The sequence below is a fragment of the Methanothermobacter sp. KEPCO-1 genome (assembly GCF_008033705.1).
Lineage (GTDB): Archaea > Methanobacteriota > Methanobacteria > Methanobacteriales > Methanothermobacteraceae > Methanothermobacter > Methanothermobacter marburgensis.
In genome coordinates, this window is sequence record NZ_CP042937.1 from 1,291,342 (window position 1) to 1,317,366 (window position 26,025).

The 26,025-nt window shown below is 46.4% G+C and carries 33 protein-coding genes; 15 read left to right on the forward strand and 18 right to left on the reverse strand.

The features are described 5' to 3' along the window. Positions 1-11: 11 nt before the first annotated feature. Positions 12-3,053: an HsdR family type I site-specific deoxyribonuclease gene (locus tag FVF72_RS06890; protein WP_147671660.1), complete on the forward strand. Its 3,042-nt coding sequence runs from the start codon at positions 12-14 to the stop codon at positions 3,051-3,053. 4 nt (positions 3,054-3,057) lie between these two features. Continuing rightward, on the forward strand, positions 3,058-3,624 hold the full coding sequence (locus tag FVF72_RS06895; RefSeq protein WP_010876572.1) for a M48 family metallopeptidase: 567 nt from the start codon (positions 3,058-3,060) through the stop codon (positions 3,622-3,624). On the opposite strand, the gene FVF72_RS06900 is transcribed toward FVF72_RS06895, so the two are convergent. Together FVF72_RS06900 and FVF72_RS06905 are read right to left on the reverse strand one after the other, a co-directional pair. Then, complete coding sequence (locus FVF72_RS06900; protein WP_010876571.1) at positions 3,621-3,956, reverse strand: Mth938-like domain-containing protein; 336 nt, start codon at positions 3,954-3,956, stop codon at positions 3,621-3,623. The two genes, FVF72_RS06895 and FVF72_RS06900, sit on opposite strands and share 4 nt — an antisense overlap. 15 nt (positions 3,957-3,971) lie before the next feature. After that, on the reverse strand, positions 3,972-4,271 hold the full coding sequence (locus tag FVF72_RS06905; RefSeq protein ID WP_048901219.1) for a TIGR04076 family protein: 300 nt from the start codon (positions 4,269-4,271) through the stop codon (positions 3,972-3,974). Positions 4,272-4,337: 66 nt separating this feature from the next. On the opposite strand from FVF72_RS06905, the gene FVF72_RS06910 reads away from it, so the two are divergent. Next, positions 4,338-4,733 (forward strand): metal-dependent transcriptional regulator, encoded by a 396-nt coding sequence (locus FVF72_RS06910; protein WP_013296128.1) that lies wholly within the window; start codon positions 4,338-4,340, stop codon positions 4,731-4,733. Positions 4,734-4,766: 33 nt separating this feature from the next. Further along, positions 4,767-5,057: a carboxymuconolactone decarboxylase family protein gene (locus tag FVF72_RS06915; RefSeq protein WP_013296127.1), complete on the forward strand. Its 291-nt coding sequence runs from the start codon at positions 4,767-4,769 to the stop codon at positions 5,055-5,057. A 10-nt stretch (positions 5,058-5,067) separates the two neighbouring features. Here FVF72_RS06915 and FVF72_RS06920 read toward each other — a convergent pair whose 3' ends face one another. The 5 genes from FVF72_RS06920 to FVF72_RS06940 all read right to left on the reverse strand — a co-directional run bounded on the left by FVF72_RS06920 (position 5,068) and on the right by FVF72_RS06940 (position 8,352). Continuing rightward, a complete protein-coding gene (locus tag FVF72_RS06920) occupies positions 5,068-5,511 on the reverse strand; it encodes a hypothetical protein (protein WP_013296126.1) in 444 nt (147 codons plus the stop codon). Between the two features lie 2 nt (positions 5,512-5,513). Beyond that, positions 5,514-6,245: a nitroreductase family protein gene (locus FVF72_RS06925; RefSeq protein WP_013296125.1), complete on the reverse strand. Its 732-nt coding sequence runs from the start codon at positions 6,243-6,245 to the stop codon at positions 5,514-5,516. A gap of 74 nt (positions 6,246-6,319) precedes the next feature. Beyond that, positions 6,320-7,051 (reverse strand): DUF6544 family protein, encoded by a 732-nt coding sequence (locus tag FVF72_RS06930; RefSeq protein WP_013296124.1) that lies wholly within the window; start codon positions 7,049-7,051, stop codon positions 6,320-6,322. A gap of 4 nt (positions 7,052-7,055) precedes the next feature. Continuing rightward, entirely contained in the window at positions 7,056-7,553 is a 498-nt protein-coding gene (locus FVF72_RS06935; RefSeq protein WP_048901218.1) for a MarR family transcriptional regulator, read from the reverse strand. Beyond that, complete coding sequence (locus FVF72_RS06940; RefSeq protein ID WP_013296122.1) at positions 7,525-8,352, reverse strand: hypothetical protein; 828 nt, start codon at positions 8,350-8,352, stop codon at positions 7,525-7,527. The genes FVF72_RS06935 and FVF72_RS06940 overlap by 29 nt, the downstream gene beginning before the upstream one ends. A gap of 159 nt (positions 8,353-8,511) precedes the next feature. On the opposite strand from FVF72_RS06940, the gene FVF72_RS06945 reads away from it, so the two are divergent. From FVF72_RS06945 to FVF72_RS06990, 10 genes are all read left to right on the forward strand, one after another. Beyond that, entirely contained in the window at positions 8,512-9,207 is a 696-nt protein-coding gene (locus tag FVF72_RS06945; protein WP_013296121.1) for an endonuclease/exonuclease/phosphatase family protein, read from the forward strand. A gap of 155 nt (positions 9,208-9,362) precedes the next feature. Then, positions 9,363-9,758 (forward strand): hypothetical protein, encoded by a 396-nt coding sequence (locus tag FVF72_RS06950; protein ID WP_048901217.1) that lies wholly within the window; start codon positions 9,363-9,365, stop codon positions 9,756-9,758. 168 nt (positions 9,759-9,926) lie between these two features. Beyond that, a complete protein-coding gene (locus tag FVF72_RS06955) occupies positions 9,927-10,130 on the forward strand; it encodes an ATP-binding protein (protein ID WP_048175579.1) in 204 nt (67 codons plus the stop codon). Then, positions 10,120-11,118, forward strand: coding sequence for a tungsten-dependent formylmethanofuran dehydrogenase subunit FwdF (fwdF, locus tag FVF72_RS06960; RefSeq protein ID WP_013296119.1), 999 nt, complete (start codon positions 10,120-10,122; stop codon positions 11,116-11,118). The genes FVF72_RS06955 and fwdF overlap by 11 nt, the downstream gene beginning before the upstream one ends. 32 nt (positions 11,119-11,150) lie before the next feature. Then, a complete protein-coding gene (locus tag FVF72_RS06965) occupies positions 11,151-11,861 on the forward strand; it encodes a Rossmann-like domain-containing protein (RefSeq protein WP_010876558.1) in 711 nt (236 codons plus the stop codon). Between the two features lie 2 nt (positions 11,862-11,863). Next, positions 11,864-12,646, forward strand: coding sequence for a molybdate ABC transporter substrate-binding protein (gene modA / locus FVF72_RS06970; protein WP_010876557.1), 783 nt, complete (start codon positions 11,864-11,866; stop codon positions 12,644-12,646). 21 nt (positions 12,647-12,667) lie between these two features. After that, entirely contained in the window at positions 12,668-13,201 is a 534-nt protein-coding gene (locus FVF72_RS06975; RefSeq protein ID WP_147671661.1) for a hypothetical protein, read from the forward strand. Then, the gene (locus FVF72_RS06980) at positions 13,182-13,376 is read left to right on the forward strand and encodes a Rossmann-like domain-containing protein (RefSeq protein ID WP_187239623.1); all 195 of its coding nucleotides are present in this window, start codon (positions 13,182-13,184) and stop codon (positions 13,374-13,376) included. The genes FVF72_RS06975 and FVF72_RS06980 overlap by 20 nt, the downstream gene beginning before the upstream one ends. A 41-nt stretch (positions 13,377-13,417) precedes the next feature. Further along, the gene (locus FVF72_RS06985; protein WP_255503679.1) at positions 13,418-14,167 is read left to right on the forward strand and encodes an ABC transporter permease; all 750 of its coding nucleotides are present in this window, start codon (positions 13,418-13,420) and stop codon (positions 14,165-14,167) included. Beyond that, positions 14,145-15,218: an ATP-binding cassette domain-containing protein gene (locus FVF72_RS06990; RefSeq protein WP_013296116.1), complete on the forward strand. Its 1,074-nt coding sequence runs from the start codon at positions 14,145-14,147 to the stop codon at positions 15,216-15,218. Before FVF72_RS06985 ends, FVF72_RS06990 begins: the two co-directional genes overlap by 23 nt. A 7-nt stretch (positions 15,219-15,225) precedes the next feature. On the opposite strand, the gene FVF72_RS06995 is transcribed toward FVF72_RS06990, so the two are convergent. From FVF72_RS06995 to FVF72_RS07045, 11 genes are all read right to left on the reverse strand, one after another. Further along, a complete protein-coding gene (locus FVF72_RS06995; protein WP_010876552.1) occupies positions 15,226-16,536 on the reverse strand; it encodes a formylmethanofuran dehydrogenase subunit B in 1,311 nt (436 codons plus the stop codon). After that, positions 16,533-17,735 carry a formylmethanofuran dehydrogenase subunit C gene (locus tag FVF72_RS07000; RefSeq protein ID WP_013296115.1) on the reverse strand — a complete coding sequence of 401 codons (1,203 nt, stop codon included), beginning with the start codon at positions 17,733-17,735 and terminating at the stop codon, positions 16,533-16,535. Before FVF72_RS07000 ends, FVF72_RS06995 begins: the two co-directional genes overlap by 4 nt. Before the next feature lie 17 nt (positions 17,736-17,752). Beyond that, positions 17,753-18,295, reverse strand: coding sequence for an FmdE family protein (locus FVF72_RS07005; RefSeq protein ID WP_010876550.1), 543 nt, complete (start codon positions 18,293-18,295; stop codon positions 17,753-17,755). A gap of 77 nt (positions 18,296-18,372) precedes the next feature. Next, a complete protein-coding gene (gene tfx / locus FVF72_RS07010; protein WP_074359241.1) occupies positions 18,373-18,789 on the reverse strand; it encodes a DNA-binding protein Tfx in 417 nt (138 codons plus the stop codon). Positions 18,790-18,818: 29 nt separating this feature from the next. Then, entirely contained in the window at positions 18,819-19,442 is a 624-nt protein-coding gene (locus FVF72_RS07015) for an RIO1 family regulatory kinase/ATPase (protein ID WP_013296113.1), read from the reverse strand. Positions 19,443-19,715: 273 nt separating this feature from the next. Next, positions 19,716-19,913, reverse strand: coding sequence for a hypothetical protein (locus tag FVF72_RS07020; RefSeq protein WP_013296112.1), 198 nt, complete (start codon positions 19,911-19,913; stop codon positions 19,716-19,718). Positions 19,914-19,922: 9 nt separating this feature from the next. Beyond that, positions 19,923-21,032, reverse strand: coding sequence for an aldo/keto reductase (locus FVF72_RS07025; protein ID WP_147671663.1), 1,110 nt, complete (start codon positions 21,030-21,032; stop codon positions 19,923-19,925). 6 nt (positions 21,033-21,038) lie between these two features. Beyond that, positions 21,039-21,470: a DUF1284 domain-containing protein gene (locus FVF72_RS07030; RefSeq protein WP_147671664.1), complete on the reverse strand. Its 432-nt coding sequence runs from the start codon at positions 21,468-21,470 to the stop codon at positions 21,039-21,041. Further along, positions 21,424-22,086 carry a biotin transporter BioY gene (locus FVF72_RS07035; protein WP_013296109.1) on the reverse strand — a complete coding sequence of 221 codons (663 nt, stop codon included), beginning with the start codon at positions 22,084-22,086 and terminating at the stop codon, positions 21,424-21,426. The genes FVF72_RS07030 and FVF72_RS07035 overlap by 47 nt, the downstream gene beginning before the upstream one ends. A 144-nt stretch (positions 22,087-22,230) precedes the next feature. After that, positions 22,231-23,565, reverse strand: coding sequence for a deoxyribodipyrimidine photo-lyase (locus FVF72_RS07040; protein WP_147671665.1), 1,335 nt, complete (start codon positions 23,563-23,565; stop codon positions 22,231-22,233). 10 nt (positions 23,566-23,575) lie between these two features. Next, a complete protein-coding gene (locus FVF72_RS07045) occupies positions 23,576-24,511 on the reverse strand; it encodes a DUF523 and DUF1722 domain-containing protein (RefSeq protein WP_147671666.1) in 936 nt (311 codons plus the stop codon). Positions 24,512-24,641: 130 nt separating this feature from the next. On the opposite strand from FVF72_RS07045, the gene FVF72_RS07050 reads away from it, so the two are divergent. After that, the gene (locus FVF72_RS07050) at positions 24,642-26,024 is read left to right on the forward strand and encodes a sensor histidine kinase (protein WP_147671667.1); all 1,383 of its coding nucleotides are present in this window, start codon (positions 24,642-24,644) and stop codon (positions 26,022-26,024) included. Position 26,025 lies beyond the last annotated feature (1 nt).

The following is a 26,025-nucleotide window of genomic DNA, read 5'->3' on the forward strand; positions in this document are numbered from 1 at the left end:
GGGGATAGAACATGAAATTAAATGAGGAGGCCCTTGAAGACTACTTCATGAAGGAACTGAGGGGAATGGGCTGGAATGATATACCGGCCGCCGAACTTGGGAGGGATGACCCTGAAAACCCCCTCATAGAATCTGAGCTGATAGACTCCATAAGAAGGATCAACCAGTATATAGAGGATGATGATATACAGCAGGTCATCCAGGAGCTCCGGGGTAAAGCAGCAAGCATTGAGGGATGCAAATCGATACTTGAATACCTTAAAAATGGCGTTTACATAAAATCTGCCACAACAGGGGAACCCAGGAAGGTCAAAATCCTTGACCACGATACCCCGGGCCACAACTCATTCACAGCATCAAGGCAGGTCGTATTCCGTCGCGGTGACCAGACCATAAGGACAGACATAATGCTCTTCATCAACGGCATCCCCCTCGTGAACATAGAACTCAAAAACCCCGTGGGGATGTCAGAGACATGGGCGGACGCCTACCGGCAGATAAAGGACTATGAGAAGACAGTACCGGAACTCTACAAATACGTACAGATGGGTGTCGCTGCTGAAGACTTTGCAAGGTACTTCCCGGTAGTTCCCTGGCTTGATGAGGTCCCCACCTTCGAGTGGAATGAGACGGATGGTAAACTCCCTCCACAATCCAGAAAACAGGACCATGAGCACCATACAGGACTCCCTGCCGCAGATATACTCCCACTCCTCAGACCAGAACGGGTGCTCGACTTCATCAGGAACTACATCTACATAAGGACAGAATTCGGATCAACAACCAAGGTAATAGCAAGGCACATGCAGTACCATGCAGCTGAGAGGATAGTTGAAAGGGTCCTGAGGAACATCAGGGGAGAAGATAAAAGGAACAGGGGCCTTATATGGCACTGGCAGGGATCAGGCAAAACCCTGACAATGATATTCGCGGCCAGTAAACTCTACAGGATGAAGGAACTGGAGAACCCAACAGTATTCTTCATAGTGGACCGCAGAGAACTTGAGGAACAGTTATACGCAGAACTCGCGGCACTGGAAATCCACCAGCCTGAGAGAATAGAATCCATAGCAGAATTAAAGAGAACAATAGCCAGCGATGACTACCGGGGAAAGAGGGGCCTCTTCATAACACTCATACAGAAATTCACAGACAAACTTGATGATATAACAGCCGAACTCAGGGAACATGGAGGAGAAACCATAATGGACAGGAAGAACGTCATAGTCTTCATTGATGAGGCCCACAGGAGTCAGTATGGCCTCCTGGCAGCCCAGATGAAGGACATGCTGAGATCAGCGTTCTTCTTCGGCTTCACAGGAACACCCATATCAAAGAGGGAACGCGACACCTATGATAGGTTCGCATACCCCCCCGAAGAGAAATACATCCACCAGTACTTCATAACAGACTCCATAAGGGACGGCTTCACCGTGAAGATAACCTATCAGCCGAGACTCGCAGGTGACGTCCACCTTGACAGGAAACACCTGGAGGCATTCATCGGCGTGGAATTCGAGGAACTGCCAGAATCCATAAGGAAGGACGTTGAGGAATCTGTTAAAAGGAAACTGGACACCATAAAAACCATCCTCGAGAACCCTCGCAGGATAGAGATAATAGCAGAGGACATCGCGAAACACTTCAAAGAGAACATTGATGGAAGATTCAAGGCCATGGTTGTGGCTCCAAGCAGAAGGGCATGCGTCCTCTACAAGAGGGAACTCGACAGGCACCTCCCACCAGAGTACTCTGAGATCGTAATGACCTACACTCCACGGGACGAGGAGATAATAAGGGCCTATGAGGAGGAACTCATGGATAAATACCATGGCAGGAGCCACCATGAGATTAAAAACCTGGTACTGGAAAGGTTCAGGGACCCTGATAGGAACCCCCGGATACTCATAGTGACGGATATGCTCCTCACAGGATTCGACGCACCCATACTCCAGACCATGTACCTCGACAAGCCACTGAAGGAACACAGACTGCTGCAGGCAGTTGCAAGAACAAACAGACCCTACAGGGACGTCAAGGAGGCAGGCCTCATAATAGATTACATTGGAGTCATGGGGGCGGAACTGAGGCGCGCATTTGAGCTCTACAGTAAGGAGGAGTATGAGGGCGCAGTATACGATATGGAATCCATGAAGAGGGAATACGAGGAGCTACTCAGGGAGACCCTCAGGATCTTCAGCGACCTTGAATGGGATGGGATGGATATTGAGGTCCTCTCCGACGCGGTTGAACTCATAACCTCTGATGAAGAACTCGAAAAGAAATTCACAGAGAATTACCGTGAACTCAGAAGGCTCTTCGAGCTGCTCTCTGACCAGCCCTTCATAAGGCATGGCCTCAAGGATTACAGGTGGCTCACGGTCATCTACACATACTATCAGAGAGTCGTATCAAGGAAACCATCAGTTGAAGCCGAAACTGAAAGGTATTACCAGAAAACCCTCAAATACATCCACAGGACCACAGAGTTCAGGGAAATAGAAAGTAAACTCCCGGTAATAGAATTTGACTCCGATTACTTTGAAAACCTCAGGAAGGTCAGGGATATAAGGGATAAGGCTGCCTTAACAGTCTACACACTCAACTCATATGTCCTCAGGAATGGCACAAGGAACCCCATCTATGAATCGGTGGCTGAAAAGGTTGAACGCCTCCTGGAACAGTGGAGGGAGAAAACCATGGACTACGAGGAACTCTACAGGGAGGGCGCTGCCATCATAAGAGAGATCTGGAAGGAGGAGCGCAGAATGAAGGAGCTCGGTCTTGACGAGAAGGAGTTCGCGGTCCTGATGACCCTCAGGGGTAGAGGTATACCAGAGGATAAACTGAAGGAATATGCTGTTGCCCTTACAGAGGAGGTTGATGGGAACATATTCCCTGGATGGACGTCCCAGGAGAGCGTTAAGAGGAATGTTATGAGAATCATAAGGGTTTTCCTCCTGAGGAACCTCCCGAAGGATGCGCCCAAAAGAAGGCAGATCGCCGATGAAGCACAGGAAGATCTTATGAAAATATTTGAGAGGTATCAGTGATAAAATGGACAGATTCATGGCCGGGGACCTGGAGGTCAGATGTGAGGTCATATACAGGAGGGTTAAGAACCCGAGGATTGAGCTGAGATTCGACAGCCTGCGCCTGATACTCCCCGCAGATTTCACCGGGGACCCCATGGAGGTTCTATCATCCAGGAGTGACTGGATCCAGAGGAAGATCCATGAGTTCCATGAGATGCTTGAGAGGGCATCTGACATGGAACTGGAGTACCGGCGGGATAAGGAACTGAGATCACTGGTCAGCGGATTCCTGGACCATTACTCTGATGTCCTGGGCGTCGAATATGGGAGGGTCCGTTTCAGGAGGATGAGGTCCCGCTGGGGTAGCTGCAGCTCCAGGGGCAATCTGAGCTTCAACACCCTCCTCTCCCATCTCCCGGACAGGATGGTGGAGTACGTGGTGCTCCATGAACTGGCCCACCTCCGGGAGATGAATCACAGCCCGAGGTTCTGGGGTATCCTCGAATCTGAGATGCCGGACTGCACCGAAAGGAGGAGGATGCTGAGGTACTACTGGGCCCGGCTTTACATGGAGGGCCTTGTCGATTAGCAGGTCACATGTATTATGGCCGCAACCCTCCTACCGGCACTCCTCTCCTCATTGTACCTCTTTATGGCCTCACAGGTGGGAAGAACTGTTGCATCTGATCTGAACCCGGTTTCAAGGGCTCCATGGACCCCTGAGCCTATGATTATGGATTCAGGTTTCTCTTCCAGGAGTTCCTCAAGTTCCTCCTCTGCCATGACATGGGATGTCCCGTATTTCCTCCTTGATATCTCCTTCCTCCTTGGTGTCACACTCCCATCAACGTGCACCACGATGTCTGATCTGTATTCACGTCCCCTGTAGGTCACGGAGCCGAATCTGCAGTCTGAGAACATGGTTTCCCTTCCAGCTTATCTGAGTCCCCTAACCTGGAATATGACTGTGCCGCCATCTGTGTAGGGTTCGCCAGGGTCCACGCACTGCATGTAGGCGTGCTCCTCGTCGCCGTCCACTGTGAGTCCAAGTTCCACAGGACACCAGTTCCTCTCAAGGATTGTGGTGTAGTGCAGGATCGTGGATAGGGCGTGTGTGCAGAGGGCGTCTGTCCTTTCAAGGTCTATCTCAGGGTCGTCAACTGTTATCCGGTCCCCCTCCCGGTGCACCGGGCACTTACCCCTTATCTCATGCACGCGTATCTCAAGCACATCCATCACCTTTCATGAATATAAATGACAAAACTTAAATAGGTTTTGAATATATATTCAATTGGTGTCTTTATGGAACTCACAAGGAGCATGGAAAACTACCTCGAGACATTATACAGGTTAAGTAGTCACGGGATCGTTAAAACCTCTGACCTGTCATCAAGGATGAACGTCAGACCAGCCAGTGTAACCCAGATGCTCAAGAGACTCCATGAAATGGGCCTTGTCATCTACCACCCATACCTGGGGGCTGAACTCACAGATGAGGGAAGGGAGATTGCAGAGATGGTTCTGAGGAGGCACATGATCCTGGAGTGCTTCTTCCACAACGTCCTTGGAATGGACCTCGACTCATCCTATGAGGAGGCCTCCCGCATGAAGCACGAGCTCTTCAGGGAAACAGAGCTGGCACTCATGAGGTACCTGAGGAACCCGGCAAGGTGCCCCCACGGCATACCCATACCCTGAAGGTATTTAAGTGATGATGTCAGCTTAAGGAACATGAAGACAGGAGCAGACAGATTTCTTGGGGAACTACCTGAAGTTGCAGAATCATTCAAAAACTTCAGGGAAGCAGTTAGATCTGAGGGTAAACTCACAGAGAGGGAGAAACTTCTCATATCGGTGGCATGTTCGGTTGCAGTCAGGTGTGATGCATGCACACGGAGACACGCAGAGGAGGCCCTTGAGGCAGGTATAACAGAGGGGGAACTGGCAGAGGCCGCGGCGGTGGCGGCACTGATAAGGGCCGGCTCTGCAATGAACACGGCCTCAGCCATATTCAGGGACTGATTCCCGAATTCTATTCCAGGTCAATCTTCAGGACGAACTTCAGCACAAATTTGAGGCCATGAAGGAATACGGCGACCGCAAGGACGACCATTGCAACAAGGAGGGCGAATCTGACAGAGTAGAACACATAGATGTTCCTGAAGGTGAAGGGGAATACACTGTAAAGGGATGAGACCATAAGGTACCCCAGTGCACTCAGGATGATCTGCATGAACGTCCAGAACCACTGCCTCCCGTAGATGAGGAAACAGGCATTCGCAGCCAGATTGGCTCCTATCACAGCATTTAATAATGGTATAAGGTCCCTGAAGGAATCTGCAATGAAGGAGATATCCCAGTTCATCACACTGTTTATGATGTAGAGGAGGACGAGGTTGGCTACAATGCCAGCCACGAACTCAGAGTTTCTAAATTCCTTATCCCCCAGGAATTCCACCAGAGCTTTATTCTCCATTTTCAGTCCCCATAGATGAATGTACCGGTGTAGCTGTAGTTTTTAAGTTCATCCACCCCGTCGAGGATTCTGAATTCAGACCGGTACCCGTGGTATTCAAGTGAGATCCTGAGGTGTGCAAGGGCTATCCCCATATCTATGGGGTTCCACCTCCCCACAAGGCGCCTCTTGAGGGGGCTCTGCACCTGGCAGTAGGCATGGATCTTTCCATCTCCACCGGTGAAGTACCATGGCTGGTTGTTGACAGCTGAGGGTGCAAGTCTCACGGCCTCGAGGACGTCATCCATCCCCTCCATGTCCGTTATCTTACTGAGGGGCTTCCTCCTGAACTCGGAGTGCTCCCTGTGGACGGGTTCAGCTGCAGCACCAAAGGCCAGGAGTATGACAAAATCAAGTTCAGACTTCACATGAGCCCTCAGCCGTGGGATCCCCTGCCAGCAGCTCCCGAGGCCCATGCCTGAGATTCTGAGGTCCATCTGCTGGAGCATGAATCCCACATTCACCTTCCCCACATAGCCATCTGAGAAGGCTGCTATATAGTGGGGGGCCGGCTGCTGCATCCGGGTCCTCACATCATCCCTCTCCAGGAGCCTGAATTCGGTATCAACATCCTCCAGCAGGGGTTCAAGTTTCTCAAGGCGGTCCTCAATTTCCCTGAGCTCATCCTCTGATGCAGGGCCCCTGTACTTTCTCGTGGACTTTCTTCTGAAAATGAATGGATAGAGTTCTTTCATAACAGTATCTCCTATGTTTCATAATATATTTAAAGTGCCCTGAATTTTCTTCAATCCTGGAGTGATCCGGACAGTTAAAGCGTCCTTATGTTGAACTTTGCGTCTCTGATCCTTCCATGGAAGTACTTCAGGTCACCCTCCGGGAGGTGCCATGTTGCTGTGCACTCCGCGGGATAGATAAAACCCCCGGCATCCCTGTATGATAGCACCTCAACACTCCAGGGGTGCTGCTCCATGTTGAACTCTACACAGTACCTGTCCTCTGTATAGAATTTCAGGAACCTTCCATGCTCATCGAAGGTGAACAGACCACTGGCAGTGATGCCATGGTCCCTGATTCTACCCTCAACCCTTTCATCATCCAGCTGTGACCATTCCGTACACTCTGCAAGGAATAGGGATGGGAGAAATGGGGCCTCTGAGAGTAGAGTTACAAGGGCTGACACGTCCATAGGATCTCCACGCTCCTCTGCGACCTTCAGAAATTTCAGTGCCCTGATGGTCATCTCTCCATGGCCTCCGGAATATATGTCAAGGCCCTCAAGGGGTATTCCTAAAAAACGGCCCTTTATGTAAACGCTCCTGAAGGGTGCTGGAGTGTTGATCTGGGTCATGTCCACATTCATCCAGCGGGGTCCTCTCCTTATTTTTGAGTCAGCCCACCTGATCAGGAGGTTTTGAGGGTCATGGGGGAGACCGGAGGATTCAAGGTATCCTGCAAGTAACCCTGGTAGTTCCCTCTCATTCAGATTATAAACCTTTCTGAGTTCTTCTCTAACTTCCATTTCAAATCTTTTTCTTAGCATATGCTCATCTCTTACGGTATTCCATATATCGCTGCTTTGAGGCTTCCTCAAGCTTTGAAAATACGTTAAACAGGCTTTTGACCTCTTCATCGTCAAGTGAATCGAAGAGGGATTTCAGGGTGGCGGAGTCTCTCTCATCTCTACCAGCCCAGAACTCATGGAACCTCCCTGTTGGCTCGAGGCGCAGGATCCTCCTGTTTTCAGGGTCCTTTTTTATTCTCAGGAGTCCCTTATCCTCAAGGCGAACTGCAAGTTGCTTGACGTTCTGGTGGGTGGTGCTCATGGCATCAGCCATCTCCTGCATTGAGGGGGGCCTTTCAAAGACGTTTCCAAGGATCACCATGAAGAGCCACTGCTTTGCTGTTATGCCATCTTCGCGGAACTCGCGGCTCACTATGTAGCTCCAGCGCTGCTCGATGAGGAAGAGGGCTACCAGTATGTACCTCTCCATGGACTCCCTTGTCTCCCGGTGTTCATCCCGTATTGCCTGCATATCCTTCATCCAGTGTCAACCTCCCTGATGTGATTGCCATTCCCCGGTAGAAAATCCCGGTGACGGCCAGGCCTGTGAAGGTGAGGACCATAAAGAAGGCAGCCTGCCCCCAGCTGAATGGGACCCCCTCCATGGCCATGAAGGCCACCATTGAGAGTATGGCTGTTCCCAGTAATGATACCTTGACAAGGAATACCGGTGCAAGTATGTAGCCCCACACTTCTCTCTTCAGGAGGAAGTATGATGTGAGGAGGGCCGCTGGAACCACGACGCCGAGGTCGAGTGCCTGTATGACGAGGGTTGTGTAGCCCTCAAGGGCCCCCGGGGCCATGCCGGTTATCAGGGAATCTGTGATCATCTTGATCCACATGGCTGCCAGCATTAATCCGGTGAGGGTGAGGTAGATGGCTGTGAAGCCTGATTTTTTTTCATCAACCTTAACCCTGTAGGTGGTTGTGAACAGCTCTCCCATGAGGCCGTAGAGTGATAAGGCAAGTATGCCCACATACAGGAGGAAGAGACTGTTGTAGGATGCGAGGAAGGCCATGGAGGCATAGGTGTAGGTGAAGTAGAACATTCCACCCATCCACAGCAGCCTGGCTTTGGCCGAGGAACGGCTAAGGTATGCTGAAATGATTAGGAGGGGGATCCCTGTGGTGAGTGTCACGAGGTCCTGGCCCATCATCTGTGCAGTTGCTGATAATGAGTCGTTGATGTATGTATTCTGGTCCAGGAGGCCAGATAGTGTTGCAAAGAGCCCCATAAGTGTTATGAGGGCTGTTAGTGTATGGATCTTATTTATTTTCATCTTCTCAAAAACTCCTATGGTAATATATTACATGTTTAGGTAATATATTACATTCTTCCCATATAAATGTTTCCGGTTGTGTTTAAGTTAATGGGCATCACAATTTTCTATAGGATAACTTAAGGTTCTGACATGGAACCTGAACCTGGGGGTGATTGAATGGAACTTAAGGTTCTGACATGGAACCTGAACCGGGCATCCTACAGGCGGAGGAAACTCTGGAGTTATATGGGGGAACTGGAATTTGATGCAGGATTTTTCCAGGAGGTCTACATGATACCCAATGAGGTAAGGTGGAATTACCATACCTTCCGCGGGGAGATGAACACATTACTTCTTCATAAGGATCTCATGCTGGATTCCATGAAAAGGAACTACCTTGAAATCTCAGACAACCACTGTATAGAAGATTTTTATGTTTCCTGCAGAATAGAAATCGGAGGAAATAGTCTTTCCCTCTTTAGCATATACAATTACATTGGGCCAGCAGATAGTGACTTTTCTGAGTTCCTTGACCTCCTGTATAACTACATTGAGGAGGGAGAGGACCTGATCATAATTGGCGGTGATTTCAACATCAATAAAAACTTCAGCCCATCCCTGAGGAGGTTAGCACTCCTTGCAGAGGAGATGACCGGAAGACTCTCTGAACTTGGATTCAGGGATGTTCTCAGGGAGGAGGAAGATCCATTCACATTCATGACACCTAACGGGGGGAAATACCAGATTGATTACCTCTTTGTCCCGGAAGGAGTGAAGATCCTTGACGTCTGGCACCCTCCGGCAGGTGAAATTATAGAGACCAGGCCAAGGTTATCTGATCATATACCCCTCAGGGTAACCCTGGAGATCTAGCACCCTGTGATTAATTTATTAAATATAATTTTACATAACCGGTGCATTGAATGGCACTAAATGGCCTCTTCAGTTGATTGATCGATTCCGATTTTTTGAACATTTAAAGGGCTTTCCAGATTAACCTTTATTATGCGTGTATTAATGAGTGAGTCATGCAGTACATGAACCCGGACCTTCTCTCAAGGGTCAGGGAGAAGCTTTACGCTGCCACGAAGAGCTCAGCATTCGCACTATCCCCCGATGGAGGATCCACACCGACAGCACCATCAAATCCAGGACAGCCACAGGCACCGGGTACATCAGCAGACAAGGGGGAGCCACATCACGAGGAATCACAGGGTTCAGATGTTTCAACATCAGCACCTGGAGTGGAGGCAGCAACTCATTCCTCAGCGGGCGAAAACCAGGGTAAGGCCTATGAGGTCAGCAGCGCCTCAGGTTCAGCTAACCCGGAGACCGGGCTACCTGTCTATGCCATAGTTGGTATAGTGGCGATAGTGGGCCTTCTAGGTCTGGGGTACTTCTTTGGACCTGGAAGAACAGATTAATTTTAATTTTTTATTTTTCAGGAAATATGTGAGGATATCCATTATAACTGCGGGGGTCTTCAGCTGCCATGTAAAACAGTACTGTTTTCATGAGGTCCATTAAGAAAGATTTATATATGGACTTTTGGAATATACGATATGCAAAAAATTACATTTCGAGGTTGGTCTATGATAGTCATCAATAGGGAGAAATGTAGCGGTGTTGAAAACTGCGCGGGAAAAGGCCTCTGCATTCTCATCTGTGAAAAGGATGCAATAATTGAGGACAACGGATTTCCCCTTGTGATAAATGATAAATGTGATAATTGTAGGCTTTGCATCTCTAACTGCCCAAACGGCGCTATTTCTGAGGTAGATACTGATGTTGGTTAATGAAAGGATGGGTTCTGAAAGGAGGACACTGAATTACAATCCGGATCTATGCACGGGTTGTGGGTTATGTTCAGAGACATGCCCTGTGGACGCTATAGATATAGCTCCTCTTCTCCCAATAGCGAGGGGTTTAATCAAAATGAACAGAGTGTCCTTCAACAAGGAGAAGTGTGTTCTATGTGGGTTATGTGCTTCAGTATGCATCTTCGGAGCCATAGATCTCCAGAAGGATGGTAAAAGCATAAGGGGCGCCGATGAATATCCGTTCTGGGACTTTAAACTTGAAATTGATGACGAAAAATGCTTTTTATGCGGTAATTGCGCCGATGCATGTCCAAGGAATGCACTCTTAACCATCAGGGATCTTCCTGAACGTAAATCCCTTGTAAAAGGGGAGATAAATGTATCAATGGAAAAATGCATCTATTGTGGTGAATGTGCAGCTATGTGTCCTGTATCAGCCATTGAAATAAGCTGGAGAGACCCGGATTCATCAAATATGGCGATAGCCGATGGAATCCGGGTGGATGAGGATAAATGTCTCTACTGCGGCATATGCAAAAGGATATGTCCTGTTGGCGCCATCCGTATGAGCTGTCTGACATGCATGTATAAGGAGGAACTGAAGGCCACTGTTGAGGGTGCTGTCATAACAATTGATGAAAAATGTGCTCACTGTGGTTGGTGTATGGAAATATGCCCGGCAAATGCGATCACCGTTAAAAAACCCATCAGAGGAACCATAGGCCAGGCAGATGAGCGATGCAGGGGTGAGTCATGCCACGCGTGTGTGGATGTTTGTCCCTGTAATGCAATCAGTATAATAAATGGTACTGCCCGGATCGATGAGAAATTCTGCGTATTCTGCGGAGCATGCTCCAGTGTCTGTCCCGATGGACTCCTCTCTATTGAAAGGTCTGAACTAAGGATCAGGAATCTAAAGTCAGTGGCATGGGAACACATCATAAAGACGGCACTCCAGAAATAAATGCCCGAAATTGCCATTATACTGGTGCTATTATGATACTTGATGATATACTGGATGAGATTGAGAACATGCCTGAAATCAGAGTAAGGGATGTGGCCATAGGCAGATCATGGACGGCTGTTTGGAGCAGCTCCTGCGGTATAGCCAGTAATAATGGATTCATCAGAGATTTTGAAATTCCAGAGATGACTCATGAATTACTTGAACTTTCAAGGTCATGGGACCCATTTTATTCCAGCCTGGGAATTGCTACTGTTAACTCAGTGATCGAGGGAGGTGGTAAACGATGCAATGCATTTGATATACTGATGGAGGAATGCCGAAATCGAAAAATCGCTATGGTGGGTGAATTCCCACGCCGCTACACTGACAGGATAAGGACGGTTTCGGACGAGTTCTATATTCTGGAGATCAATCCATTTAAGGTCAATCCTAAAAGGGGTGTTTTTCCTGAAACAGCGGCTGAACAGATTATCCCCCGGGTTGATGTACTTGCAGTGACTGGCAGCACACTGGTCAATCACAGCACAGAACGTTACCTTGCACTGGCAGAACTTGATGCTTTTGTGGCTATCATAGGACCCACAACGCCAATGACAGATGTTTTTTTTGAATACGGGGTTGATATGATTGCAGGGGTTGAAATAACTGATCCTGTTAATATTCTAAAGAAAATAAGGTTCAATGAGGGCATGTTACATGAAAAAGATGGAGGAATAATCTACAGGGTAATGGAGGCCTGATCATGGATAAGAAGATAATGGCGTTTGTAATAGGGTTGCTGATCCTTTCAGCGGTTACAGGAGCGTATCTTATCACAGGAAATTCAAAGACTATGAAGGGATCAGAGATCACAGTCCTTGCAGGGGCAGGGCTCATGAAACCAATGAATGAGATAATAACTAATTTTGAGAAAAAGACAGGAAAAAAGGTTAATGTTCAGTATGGGGGTTCAGGAGAACTTCTTGCAACACTGATGACATCAAAAAAGGGCGATGTACTCATAACAGGCGAATATACGACAATGGACAAGGCAAAAGAAAAGGGTTACATAATCAATGATACCATTGTGAATGTAACCTCACATAAACCCGTCATAGCCGTTAAAAGGGGAAATCCGAAGAACATAACCTCCCTTAAAGATCTGGGTAAAGAAAACGTGAGAGTTGCGATAGGAGATCCCAAGGCATGCGCGATAGGCAAAGTCGCCCAGAAAATGCTTGATAAAGAGGGCGTAAATATAAATGAAAATTTAGTTGCAAAGACTCCAACAGTTAATCAGCTCTTAACATACATCCTCTCAGGACAGGTAGATGCAGTTATAATATGGGAGGACATGTTGACATGGAACAACAGTAAATCAAAGCTGGAAATGATTGAAATCGAGGGAGCAAAGAACCAGACAATACCCGCAGCGGTCACTTCAATTTCAGGAAACGTTGAAACATCAAAAGAATTCGTTGAATACATTAAATCAGATGAGGCCAGGGTTATATGGGAAAAATGGGGGTTCAAAGTCATTTTCTGATTTAAACCAGGATCTGATACCATGATACATGAGTTTATCAGGGATAAAATGAACTATCTGATACATTCGTCAGCCATGGAGTCCACATATGTCGAGATCTCTGTGAAGAACCCTCTCCTTGATACATCAACCATCAAGGATTATCCTCTTGTTGAGGGGAGAGAGGTCATGCTCAGAGCGACTCTTGAAGATGGTACTGTAGGGGAGTGCTTCACAGCTACTCCCACTCATTTCAGAGGAACCCTCGGGGAACTTTTAGTAAAAGGGAAACAATCGTGTTTGATAGCTACTTTCAATGCACTCATGAGGAAGAAGGGTTTCATTGATAGGACAGTTCACTGCACTGGAAACGCTCCTGAAAGGTGTGCTGAATTACTTTCAGATTACCTTGAATTGCTGGGATATGACAGAGTTGCTTTGCTTGGGTTTCAACCGGCGTTTGTAAGGAAACTTCACGAGACATTTGGAGACAGATTGCAGGTTACAGATCTGAATCCTGGAAATAAGGGTAAAAAATATGGTGTAGATGTATTTGATGCAAAAAAAAAGCAATAAGAAGATAATTCATAATTCTGATGTTTTAGTGGTAACCGGTTCTACTGTAGCTAACGGTACATTTGAGGATATCATGGCCATGGCATCAGATAAAAGAGTAATATTTTATGGAACAACGATAGCAGGGTTAGCAGCACTGATGGGAGTTGAACGGTTTTGTCCATTGAGCGAGTGAGTATTTTCAGAGGTACTTGCAGATTCTTTGCGGTCATCTTTGTGGCCGCATTTTTTATAATATGTATTTCACTCTGGACAGTATCCTCTCCGCAATCCATCCTGAATTCATTCACAAGTGCTGATATGATCCACTCAGTGAAATTATCTCTTTTAACATCCACTATAACAACAGTGATTGTGATGTTATCTGCGCTGCTCATTGCTTATTCACTATCAGAGGACTCCTTCAGAGGGAAATCCATTGTTAAAACAGTGCTGGATATTCCTATAGCATTCCCTGAAATTCTTATAGGTATAATGCTTCTCATATTTCTTGGAAACACCCCTCTAAATTATATGATGGATGGACTCGGTATTCAGATAGTCTTCACGGATCTTGGAGTCATCTGTGCACAGTTCTTTGTCTCTTTACCGTATACGGTCAGAATATGTTACTCCACATTCTGTAACATAGATAGGAGACTCAAATTTGTTTCCCGTTCCCTTGGATATACAGAATTTGAGACATTCAGGAATATCATGATCCCTTTATCAAGGGATGGAATATTAGCTGCAACAATAATTACCTTTTCAAGATGCATAGGCTGCTTTGGAGCGGTACTGATAGTTGCTGGAGGTACCTATCAGAAAACAGATACGCTGCCTATATCTCTGTATCTTAATTTATCCTATGGAAACGTGGAGATGGCTGTGGCATCCGGTATCTTCCTTATGATAATTTCATTCATAACAATATTTTTCCTTGAAAAAATGGGGGCTTATGGGAATGAGTTTTCTGGATATAGATAATTTAGAAATCGACCTTGGCGAATTCGTAGTCAGGGTAGATGAACTCCACCTTTCGAGGGGAGATTATCTTGTTATAATCGGCCCGACTGGTAGTGGTAAGTCTATCTTTCTTGAGACCATCATGGGGTTCTTTGAACCGATTTCGGGGACGATATCTCTTGATGGGGCGGATCTAACCACCCTCCCACCTGAGGAACGTGATGTTAGCATAGTATATCAGGATCACTGTCTCTTCCCTCACATGACCGTGGAGGAGAATATAGCCTACGGCCTTCGTAAGCAGACAGAGATGAAGGAAAATATTCACAGACAAGTCCATGAAATCGCAGCTATGATGGGTATAGATCACGTACTGAATAGATACCCTGGAACCCTCAGTGGAGGTGAGCTCCAGAGGGCATCGATAGCAAGGGCAATCATAGTGAATCCCCGATTGCTATTGATGGATGAACCATTCAGTGCCCTTGACCAGAGAACAAAGATATCCCTAAGAAAACTTATCGCAGATATCAGGGATAATTTTGAAACCACTGTGATCCATGTTACACATGACCTTGATGATATATGGTGGCTTTCAAATAAGGTGGCGGTGATGAACCATGGAAAAATCATTCAGATGGGTAAAAAGGAGGAAGTCATCAATAAACCATCGTCCTACTTTGTTGCAGATTTTCTGGGTGCTAATATACTTGAAGGGACTGTTGAAGGCCAGGTGAATGGGCTCACCTCTGTAAATGTTAATTCAAATATCTTCAGGACAGTTGACTGCGGGGAGGGGTCTGTGATACTTTCCATCAGACCAGAAAATATAATGATAGCAGCTGATCCGTTTATGGCATCTGCACAGAATATCTTCAAGGGTACAGTTGAAGACATTATAGAAACTTCAAGGATTGTTTATGTAAACTTGAGGATAGGGGATATAGTTCTGACCTCGGCTGTAACTCCAGGCGCAGTCACTGAGCTTGGTATAAGAACGGGCGAAGAGTTTCAAGTTCTGATTAAAGCCACGAATGTCTGTATCATAGGAGAAAAAAATAAAAATGGTTAGCAGATATTTATTCGCCTTTAATTGATTTAACCCTCTCAAGGATCTGTCTAAGAGTATGTTCGTTGCTCTCTGTTTCAGGGAATGGTGATGTTGTGAATGCCTTATGGTGGATGGGAACATTGTCAAAGCGGTAGAAGGTGCCGCTGGACTCCATAGCATCAATAACTCCAGGGATCACAACATCAGATACAAGTGTTGTTGGACATGGGGCAATATCTATGCATATTACAGGAATCTCTTTCATATACTCAACGCATTCTTTGGGGAGGTGAGCTCCAAGATCTGAACATATAACGAGGACCGCATCGGATTCTTTTCTCTGGAGAAGATCGACTATAGTTGTTTCTCCGGGGTTGTAGCGTGGATAACCCCTTGTAAAATCAACACCAAAGGGGAAACCATACTCCCATGAAGCCACCTGATTAAATCCTGCAACATTACAATGACCTCTTATGGCTCCTATTGTAAATTTGGTGTGTTCATTAAGTGCAGCTACCAGTTTGAGAACCATCTCAACGTTTCTATGCTTACCTTCTGATGATGCAAGTCCAAGACCTCCATAGATGGCTCCAAACTGCGCATTCAGCATTATGTCTGCGACTTCCTTTATGGTTTCAACTGATATCCCTGTTATACTCTCAATACTCCTGTGCGGTTCATTGCCCCTTATAACTGTAAGCAGTGCTGAAAAAAGTTCATAATCTGAGTTTGGTTTCAGCTGCAGATGGATATCGGAGGCTTTAGTTGTTGCTGTTTCACGGGGATCCACGGAGATGACAGTTCTATCTTTTTTACCACGTTCTCTGAAAAATCCGCGCATGAATATGCTGTAACGTGACATGTGGCGAGGCATGGAGTCCATAACATTTGTACCCCAATAAATGATGACGTCAGCTCTATTCTTTATCTCACCTGCCGTAGCAGCGCTCTGTCCAGCTTCCTGGATTCCCATTAATGTGGGGCCATGACATATGGTTGCATTTGAATCCACCATGGCATTTAGATACTCACCAAGTTCAAGACCTGCAGCCATGGCTTCAGTTGACATCTCACTACCCATGAATAGGGTTGGTCTTTTTGACTCTGTAAGTATCTCTGCTGCAGCGTCAAGGGCTTCATCCCATTCTGCGGATCTGAAACCACTTTCAGTTTTAATCTGGGGTCTAAGTATTCTGTGGGAGCTGACCATCTCCTGAAACTTTGCATTCCCCATCCTGCAAGCATTCCTTGTTTTTATTGTTTTCCCATCATAGAGAACCTCTATGTCATCACAAGACCCTCCGCAGACGGGACATGTCACATTTTTATAGACGCTCATTTTCCCACCCCGTATTCCTCTACAAGTTCCTCGGCACTCAGGATCCTTTCACCTTGTGAAGCCTTTCTAAGATAAACCGGCACTCCTTTATACATTGGGGAACCGGTTGACTCGGTATACGGTGGCGTTAGCACATTGGCCCATATACCTCTGGGTATGAATATTGTTCCCATCTGGATTCCAGGGTCCTCAACAGCTCTCAGAACAACTTCATTTCCATGTGATGATACGACAACATTTTCGGGTTCACCTAGGAGCTTATAGTCTTCAGGACTAATACAGCAGCGTGCACATTCATCTATATAATCATCTGTGAGTTTATTGCCTCCCTTTATTATCTGCCCTTCACGGATCGTACTTCCACTGTTGTAGATTACTTTAATTCCCTTTTTTGTGATGACTCTCCCTTCATCGGTCTCATTCTCTAGAATGTGAAGGTTCTTATTATAATTGATGTATAGATTACCCTCCGGATTTTTTTCGGATAGATCTCCTTTGAATAGGATCATAAGGGATCCATCTTCTTTGAATGTTGAGATCTCCTTGAATCCCGGGAGGAGAGAGGAGATCCGTCCATGAATTTTGATGATACCTGATACCATCTCTGCTCCGGGGGCCCTTCCAGCATCCCCGCGTACTGTTATTTCACCCCCATTCATTCGGATGCCGCAGAAATTACCTGCATCTCCACCTATATAAATTTCTCCGGCCATCATACCACCCCCAATATTGTTCCCTGCATTACCCTGTATAATGATTTTACCTCCTTTCATGCCACGCCACTCTCCCCTATATGCGCAGCCAACATAATCCCCCGCGTTTCCATTAATTTTTATGGTGCCACCATGCATTTCCATGCCGATCCATGAAGAAACATTTCCATTTACCTCTATTTCACCGCCTTTCATTTCACAGCCAAGCTGGAGTCCGACATCGCCGTTTATGATGATTTTTCCGGATTTCATCCCTGAACCGATATACTTCACCCTGCTGACATCCCCATCGATCCGTATTAACTGATCTTCATGGGATGTCTCTGCTATCTCAAAAAATTCGCCTAGGGGTCTTTTGATGTTCCCTTCGTATACTTGAAGGGAACGAATTTCATCAAGATCCAGCCCTTCAAACAGATCGGGTCTTATGGTATCTGCTTCCAGAGGTATCTGGAAATCTGATTTTGGTACCAACACAAATCCCATCTTTTTTCACCTCATGTTTATCTTTTCAGACAAGCTGGACAGAGATCCAGCTCATTTCTTTTTATGAAAGGTTCGTTGCAAAGATTACAGATTTCAATTATCTTCTTTTCTTTTTCTGGAACGATCACATCAACAAAATACCAGGAATATAGATTTTCACCGGCTCTTATGAGTTCTGGATTCACTTCTTCTGCGGATACCTTGCGGGTGTTCATGTACCATTCATGTATGATCGGGTAATTGACGGTCTTTTCAGGATCCAGTATTATTCTAAGAGCCTGGACTGTTTCTCCAGGCATACCCTTTCTGTTGATGATGACAGCCATTTTTCCAGTGTCCAGGATATTCAGTCTCCCATTTCCTATTGTTGATTTGCATATGGCCTGGAATGCGTCGGGTAAACAGTTTGTCGTTTCACATGTAACATAAATTTCTTCATCGACTTCAAAATCAAGGACCTTCCTGGCTATTAGTAACATATGAGCTCCTATGACACTGCCCGGGCTTGCGAACCCACTGAAATTTTTTATTAAATCAAGGTATTCTCTGACCTGCCCCACCTTTGATCACCACACGATATGCATATATCTGCATCTCGTTGTATATGGGAGGTACTATAAAAATTTTTTTATAAATTCTAGGAATTTAGATCGACGATAATTTCTCCGTCCCTTGTCACTCCTATTTCAAAATCGCTTTTAACAACCCTGTGAACGATCCTGTGGCTGGCCTTTTCCCTTATCAGAAATGCGAGTGTAATTGAGTCATGTATTACATGTATGCCCTCTTTATTTGATTCTTCCAATAATCTCTTTATAATTTCATCAAGGGTATCCCCGCGTCTGCAAAGTATTCTTACAGGTGATTTTAGGAATTTAACAAAATCTAGAGTGTTCCGGGATTTCTCTATGTTCTCCATGGCCTTTCTTTCTATTGCTGACACGTTCTGTCTTGTGGTCTTCAATTCCCTTGCAATCTTCTTCTGGGACCATCCCCTCTCCCTCATTTCAAGAACGGTTTTCTGTCTTTCGGTTAGGAAAGTTTTTTTACTCAGAATTATCCCTCCTAGCTCGATTATTCAAATTATAACCATTTAGGAGTATGACGTTCCCTCCTTATCAGGGCCCCTTTCTTCTCGATTTCCATGTATTCAGCCACAATTTTTGGATTTACAACAGTTTTTGAGTGATCTTCATAGGCACTCAGAAACCTTTTTATAAGGTGTTTTTTGTCATTCATGGACATCTGTGAGTTACTATCCATTATGAAGAAGCATAGTTTTCCAAGATCATCATAGGGATTCCCATAGTGTATATATTCAAAATCAACCCCAAAAATTTCTTTTTCTGTGAATATGAAGTTTTTAAGATTGCAGTCACCTTTTAAAAGGGTCTTTGACTGTTTTTTTATACTGTGGATTTCTGAGAACCACTTTCCAAGGCTTTCTGTCCATGTTGTGTCTGCCCTAGATATCAGGTCTCCAATGGTTTTTCCTTCGATGAACTCCTCAATCAAGATATTCTTGGATACACCAAGTATTCTAGGCACTCTGACTCCTTTATCCCTCAGTAGTTTCACATTTTCTGATTCGAGGTAAGATTTTTCGCTGGTTTTGTGTACTTTGACGATGAAACTTTCTGTACCTGATTGGATTAAGTATACATGGTTTCTCTTACTTTCAAGTCTTTTAAATCCATGAATCATCATATCTGCATTTCACACCCAGTTATTCTTTTAAAACTGATCTTTCTCCTCGGCAGAGTACTGCAGTTCTGTGGATTCACATACCTATTTATACACGAATTACATAAAAATGTAACTCGATATTTATGATTTAAATGGAGGTGAAAATTGAAATGAAAAACAAACTTCTGACTCTAGTGATCCCAGTGCTAACAGTGTTTCTTTTTCATGTAGCTATGATTCAATCACATATCAGAGACTTTAGCTCCATTTTGCCTTCTGTAACTCCATTCAAATCTAGGGTTCAAGGTCATATATCAGAAATCCCAGTATGAATCCAAATATTCCAAATGCAACAAAACCTTCAAGGGCCGATCTCAGAACGTTCCAGTCCACAGCCATTCTCCCAATCATCCCCCATATAAAGAGGACGGCTGAGCCAAGCACAGCGAGTATCAATGCAATCTTGATTGAGTATTTGATCCTTTCAATCAAGGGGTTCACCTATCCAAGTTTTTCATGGACCCTCCTGAGTTCAGAGGGTATATCGATCATCTGGGGGCAGGGCATGCATGAGCAGCACCCTGAACAGTTTGATGCCCGCTCCCTGTCATCCATGATCTTCCTGTACTCAGTTTCCACGCCCCCAGTGCTCATGAACCTGTATACCTCATTCAGAAGCCTGAAGTTACGGGGTATGTCAACGCCCTCAGGGCAGGGCATGCAGTATCCGCATTCTGAACAGGGGACACTCTTCCTCATGCGGTAGGCCCTTTTAACTTCCCTCAAAATTTCGCGGTCATCTTCCGTGAGCTCCTGTGAGTTCAATGCAATTTCAACATTCTCCCTGATCTCTGATACACTGCCCATACCGCTTAGAACCACGTCAACATCATCCATATCCCATAGATACCTCAGACACCACTCCACAGGTTTTCGGGGGGTCCTGGCCATTTCATATATCTCCTGGACCTCCTGTGGGATGTTACGTACAAGTGAGCCTCCCCTCAGTGGCTCCATTATCACAGTACCGGCACCAAGTCCGTGGGCATATGCAAGGGTGGTGGGGTTTGCCTGGTGGTCATCCACTATATTGTGCTGGACCTGAATGACATCCCAGCTGTATGAGTCGGCTATCTCAAAGAATACGTCGGCTGTATCATGGAATGAGAATCCAACATAGATTCCATCGTCTCGAAGTGAATCAAGAAAATCAAGGACACCCATATCGTCTAGAGCCAGCCAGGAATCCTTTTTGAGGTTGTGAAGGAGGTATATATCAATTTTGCCTCTGAGGCGCTTCGTCTGCTCCTCAAAGTAGACATCCATGTCCTCTCTTCTGTTAACGAGCCAGGTGGGAAGCTTGGTTGCCACGACCGCATCGTCCCTGTAGTCACCATTTTCTGAGAGGAATTCCCCAACGAAAACCTCGCTTTCACCACCATGGTAGGTGTAACCGGTGTCAATGTAGTTTATGCCGCTCTCAAGGGCAAATTTCATAATTTTCGCTGCAGACCCTCTTTCAAGTCTCCCATTCACCTCAGGGAACCTCATGACCCCAATCCCCAGTATCGAAGCAGATATGCCAGTTGAACCGAGTTTTCGCCGGATCATTATCTTTCACCTCGGGTTTCTGTGTACCAGGCAGACATCAATCCAGGAACATTCACCGCATATATCAGTTAATTCAGGGGAATCTATGAGGGGGGAGATGAGGTCATCGATTTCTGTGGATGTCAGTTCATCCCCGCTCTTTATACCCAGTAAATCCATGAGCATCCGATCCATGAGCCTCACGGTGTCTTCGGCCCTCAGGCAGGCGGATCCATCAAGGAATGGACATGCAGCACAGATATCATCTGGAAAATCAACAATCATTATTGACTTCTTGGGATTATCATGGATCCACTTGAGGATCCTCTCCATATTATCAACGAATTCCCTGCTGTAGCCGTATCCCTGAAACCCCCTCATACAGAGGAGGTGATGTGCCCTGATTATCAGTTCAGGGCAGCCTCCATTCAGGGAATTTATGGACGTCAACCTCTTCACCGTAGGGCTCCTTTGGTGTTATGGCCCTTGTAACTGCTGCAGCCCCTGTTATCTTAAGCAGATCACCTGGTATGAACGGTAAAAGCCCCATGGCAAGAAGTTCCCATGCTGATGGCATGGTCCCTGTTGTCTGCAGGGTCCAGAGCCCCAGAACAAGAAGTCCTGGGATGTAGATAAGGCCAAAGTTTGCAACAAGCATCAGGGCCATCATCGGTGTGAATTTCCTTGATCTTATGTGTCTGTCAACGAAGTGGCCCAGCAGCAGCGCTGCAAGAATGAATCCAATGAGATATCCTCCGGTCGCACCCACCAGTACAGCGGCTCCACCTGTCATACCGGCAAACCAGGGCACTCCAGCGGCACCAATGAGGATGTATATGACCTGGCTCAGCCCACCCCAGTACCTTCCAAGGACAACACCGGACATGAGGACTGCCAGTGTCTGGGCTGTGATGGGTACCGGGGTCCAGGGTAGTGGAATCACAACCTGGGCCATTATCCCTGTTACACAGGCCATGAAAAATGCCATGACTGTCTTGCTGATCCATGTCTGATTGTGTCTCCATCTGAATAGACTGTAACGTATCCTGTAGTATCCTTCAAGGTCAATGTTCATATCATAACCTCCATGGAGTGAGAATAATTGGAATCCCTTAGATAATTGGGTGTAGGATGATAAAAAAGTTTTGCTGGGTGAGGGTTTTTCATTAGGTGTTTGTTCTGTGGAATGTTCTCTGTGATAAAATAATGTGTGCGTCATTTACTCTTCCAGCTCCTGAACTCTCCTCACATATTCACCTATCCGAAATTTTCGTTCAAGTCCACGGTCATTCATGTACCTTACCTTTCCGAATATCTCCCTTTCGGCCCAGGCCCTGTCATGTTTACCGAAACACCAGGCAACCCCTGTGAAGCCATTGGGGTCCCTTCCATCTATCTCATATTTATCATTGAGGTAAATTGCTATGTCGTAGGCCCTTTCAGGGTGATCTGTCCATTCCAGGATCTTTTTGCCCCAGTACATTCTCATGTAACCGTGCATCTTCCCGGTGATAACCATCTCCTTCTGGGCGGCGTTCCAGTAGGGGTCATGGGTTCTGGCCTCCTCAAATTCCCTGAGGGTGTATTCGTATTCCTTGGGGTCCCTTGCGTGCTCCATGAGGGTTTTCTGGGCCCACTCAGGAAGACACCTTATGCTGCTGTAATTATCACTGTAGTGCACGAAGTTCATGCTGAGTTCCCTTCTCACAATGAGTTCCTCAAGGAATTCAGGGCATTCACCCGTCTTTGATGCTTTCATGGCAAGGTAAAGCGGTGATATATGTCCGAAATGAAGGTACGGGCTCATATTTGATAGGCAGTTCTTCACAGGGTCATTCCTGTACTTCTCAAAGCATGCAAGTTTTTCTGAAAGAAACTCATCAAATAGCCTTATTGCCTCAGAGGCCCCACCACTGAAGATGGAGGGTTCCAGTTCCTCAGAGGCCCTGAATTTTCCGGTGACATCATTAAGATCAGGGCCAGGGTCAAGGTCAAGGGAATCCACAGCCAGCCTTCGCTCCTTGAGTGGAACCATGAACCTTTCAAGCTCCCTTGTTATCTTTGGCCTGAAGGTCCCTGCGGAATACTCCTCCTTGGGGGAGGCTGTTTCAACGGGTACTATAACGTTGCTTTCAACCTGCATCAGGGGGATGTGGAGTGATTCAGCGAGTTCATCCACCCATTCTTTCTGAATGTCAAGGTATCCTCTGTCCACCACCACTGCGGAGGCCTCATCCGCGTATTTAATAACAGCTGAGGGGGGCCTTTCATTTTCAACCACGAGCCTCGCACCCCTCTTCATGAGAGCATCCCCAACATCCCTCAAACCCTCTATGAGGAATCTGTAGTGGCGGGAGTTGGCATTGGGGAATTCATCTGTGAGTCCAAATATGACAATCAGCGGTTTATGGAGGCTGTTGGCAGTTTCAATTGCATACTCAAGGGCATGATTCCAGTGTGCCCTCACCGAGGCCTGCATCCAGTAGATGACGTACTTACCATCCCTAGCTGGTTTTTCAGTGTTGAGGCTCCTTATCCTTTCATCATGTATCATCACCGCCACCTCAAACGATGAGGGTTACCGGCACAAGTTCACGGGGGTATGGTTCAAAGAGGGTCTGGCCCTCAAGGTACTCATCCCCGAATCTCACGACCCATGACCTCAGTATGCTGAGGGGCACAAGAAGTGGCATGATCCCCTTACGGTACCCCTCAACTGATTCAAGGAAATAACTCTTCTCCCTTCCATTCAGTTCTGATGAGAAGTGGCCGAAGGCATGCAGGAGGCTGTTTATGATTCTTTCAGGTTTCAGCGGATCTTTTATAACGCTGCAGAGGGTTTCAGAGTATCTCTTGAGGGTGTCATCATGATCCTTCTGATCTGCTATTATCCTCCCGAGTGTTCTCTGCCCCTCTGGACTGTAGGACATGAGGAGCAGCTTGTTTGATGTGTGGAACTCTATGAGGTCACCCAGGTCTCTCACCGCACGGAAGTCCCTCACCAGGTAGAGCTTTATGAGGAAATCCTCCCTTATCTGCAGGTTCCTGAGGCGCCCCTCATCCTCAAGGGGGAGGTGGGGGAACCTTTCCATCACAGCCCTTCCAAAGAACCCCACCCCATGGCTGCCAGGTCTTTTACCGGCGCCCATGTAGACCTTAACGTTCCTTATACCGCAGGAGGGCGACTTGTTCTTTAATATGAATCCATCGACTTTGTCCAGTGAATCCAGAAATGAGGTTATGAATGAATTCATCTCCTCTGTCAGATCCCTGCCGGTTTCGGGTTGAAAAAGTCTGAATTCCCCTTTTTTCATGGTTATATGTATTGGAGGTCTTGGAACACCCAGACCCATCTCAACCTCAGGGCAGACCGTGATAAAATCAGCGTAATCAGAGAACTGCCTCACAAAGGGACTGGGTATCATTGAGCCGTCATAGCGACAGTGATCATGTTCGATGCAGCGGCTGAGTACAACGAGGGGTCTTCTGAATTTTCTCATAAGTATATTATAGGGAGACAGATAAATAAGACTTGCCCAGCAGATTTAGGTGTTATAGATCATGCTTGTGGCGGATAAATAAGACTTGTTAAAAACATTAATTTATGAATCATAGCTAAAAGAGGATAGGATGACATGCAGGATTCTCATACTTGAGGATGTCCCCCTTGACGTCGAACTGATGGAGAGGGAGATAAGTCGCTCAGGAATTGACTTCATATCAGAAACGGTTGAAGGTGAGGAGGACTTTGTAAGGGCACTTCATGAATTCAATCCAGATGTTATACTGGCTGACCATTCACTACCATCCTTTGACGGCCTCTCTGCCCTGGCAATAGCACGCAAGCTGTGTCCAGATGTGCCTTTCATATTCGTAAGTGGAAAGATAGGTGAGGAATTCGCTGTGAAGGCACTTAAGAGTGGGGCCACAGATTATGTTCTTAAGAGCAACTTCTCAAAGGTTCCAGTTGCAATAAGAAGAGCCCTCAGGGAGGTTGAAAAGGAGAGGGAACTTGAGAGGACAAGAAGGTCCCTCGCAGAAAGTCACTGGCAGCTAAAGGAGGCTCAGAGGATAGGTAAGATCGGAAGCTGGCAGTGGAATTTTGATTCAGAAACACTTTCATGTTCCGATGAGGCCCTGAGGATACTTGGAATCAGAAAACAGGATTTTGGGGGCACCCTTCATGAGATGGTATCAAGGATCCACCCGGAAGACAGGGAGTCATTCATTGATTCAATCACAAAAAAGGAGCCATTTGAGGGGGAGTACAGGGTGATGAGGGATGAATCAGTGGCATATGTACTCTTCAGGGCAAAGGTACTCTATGACTCCCGCGGGAACCCCACATCCATGATAGGAATAAAGCAGGATATAACAGAGGACAAGAATATCAGAAAATCCCTGGAGGCTTCCCTGAGGGAGAAGGAATTCTTGATGTCTGAGATACACCACAGGGTCAAGAATAACCTTCAGCTTATCATAAGCCTCCTGAGGCTCCAGTCCAGGTACATAGATGATGAGAAATCCCTTGAGATATTCACTGAGTGCCAGAACAGGGTGCGTTCAATAGCCCTCGTACATGAGAGGCTCTATGGCTCCAGAAACGGCATGGCCGTGAACCTATCTGACTACATTGAGGAACTCATTGGTGAACTTAAGGGCATGTGCCGCGGCAGGGATGTGGTGTTCAGGGTGAACCTGGCTGAAGTTGAGGTGGGGATCAACACAGCGGTTTCCATTGGTCTGATAGTCAACGAACTTGTAACAAATGCCATAAAGCACGGTACGGGGGATTCAGGGGAGATAAAAGTTGAACTTGAATCATTCAAAGGTTCAGGGGTCCTGATGGTTGCCGATGATGGTTCTGGCTTACCCGAGGACCTTGATCTTTCAGATCCTCCGGGTTTCGGTCTCAGACTGGTTAATTTCATGTTAAGCAGAATTAAGGGCTCAATTTCGGCAGAAAATCAGAATGGCGCGGTATTCAGGATCACATTCGATCTTGGTGGTTGAT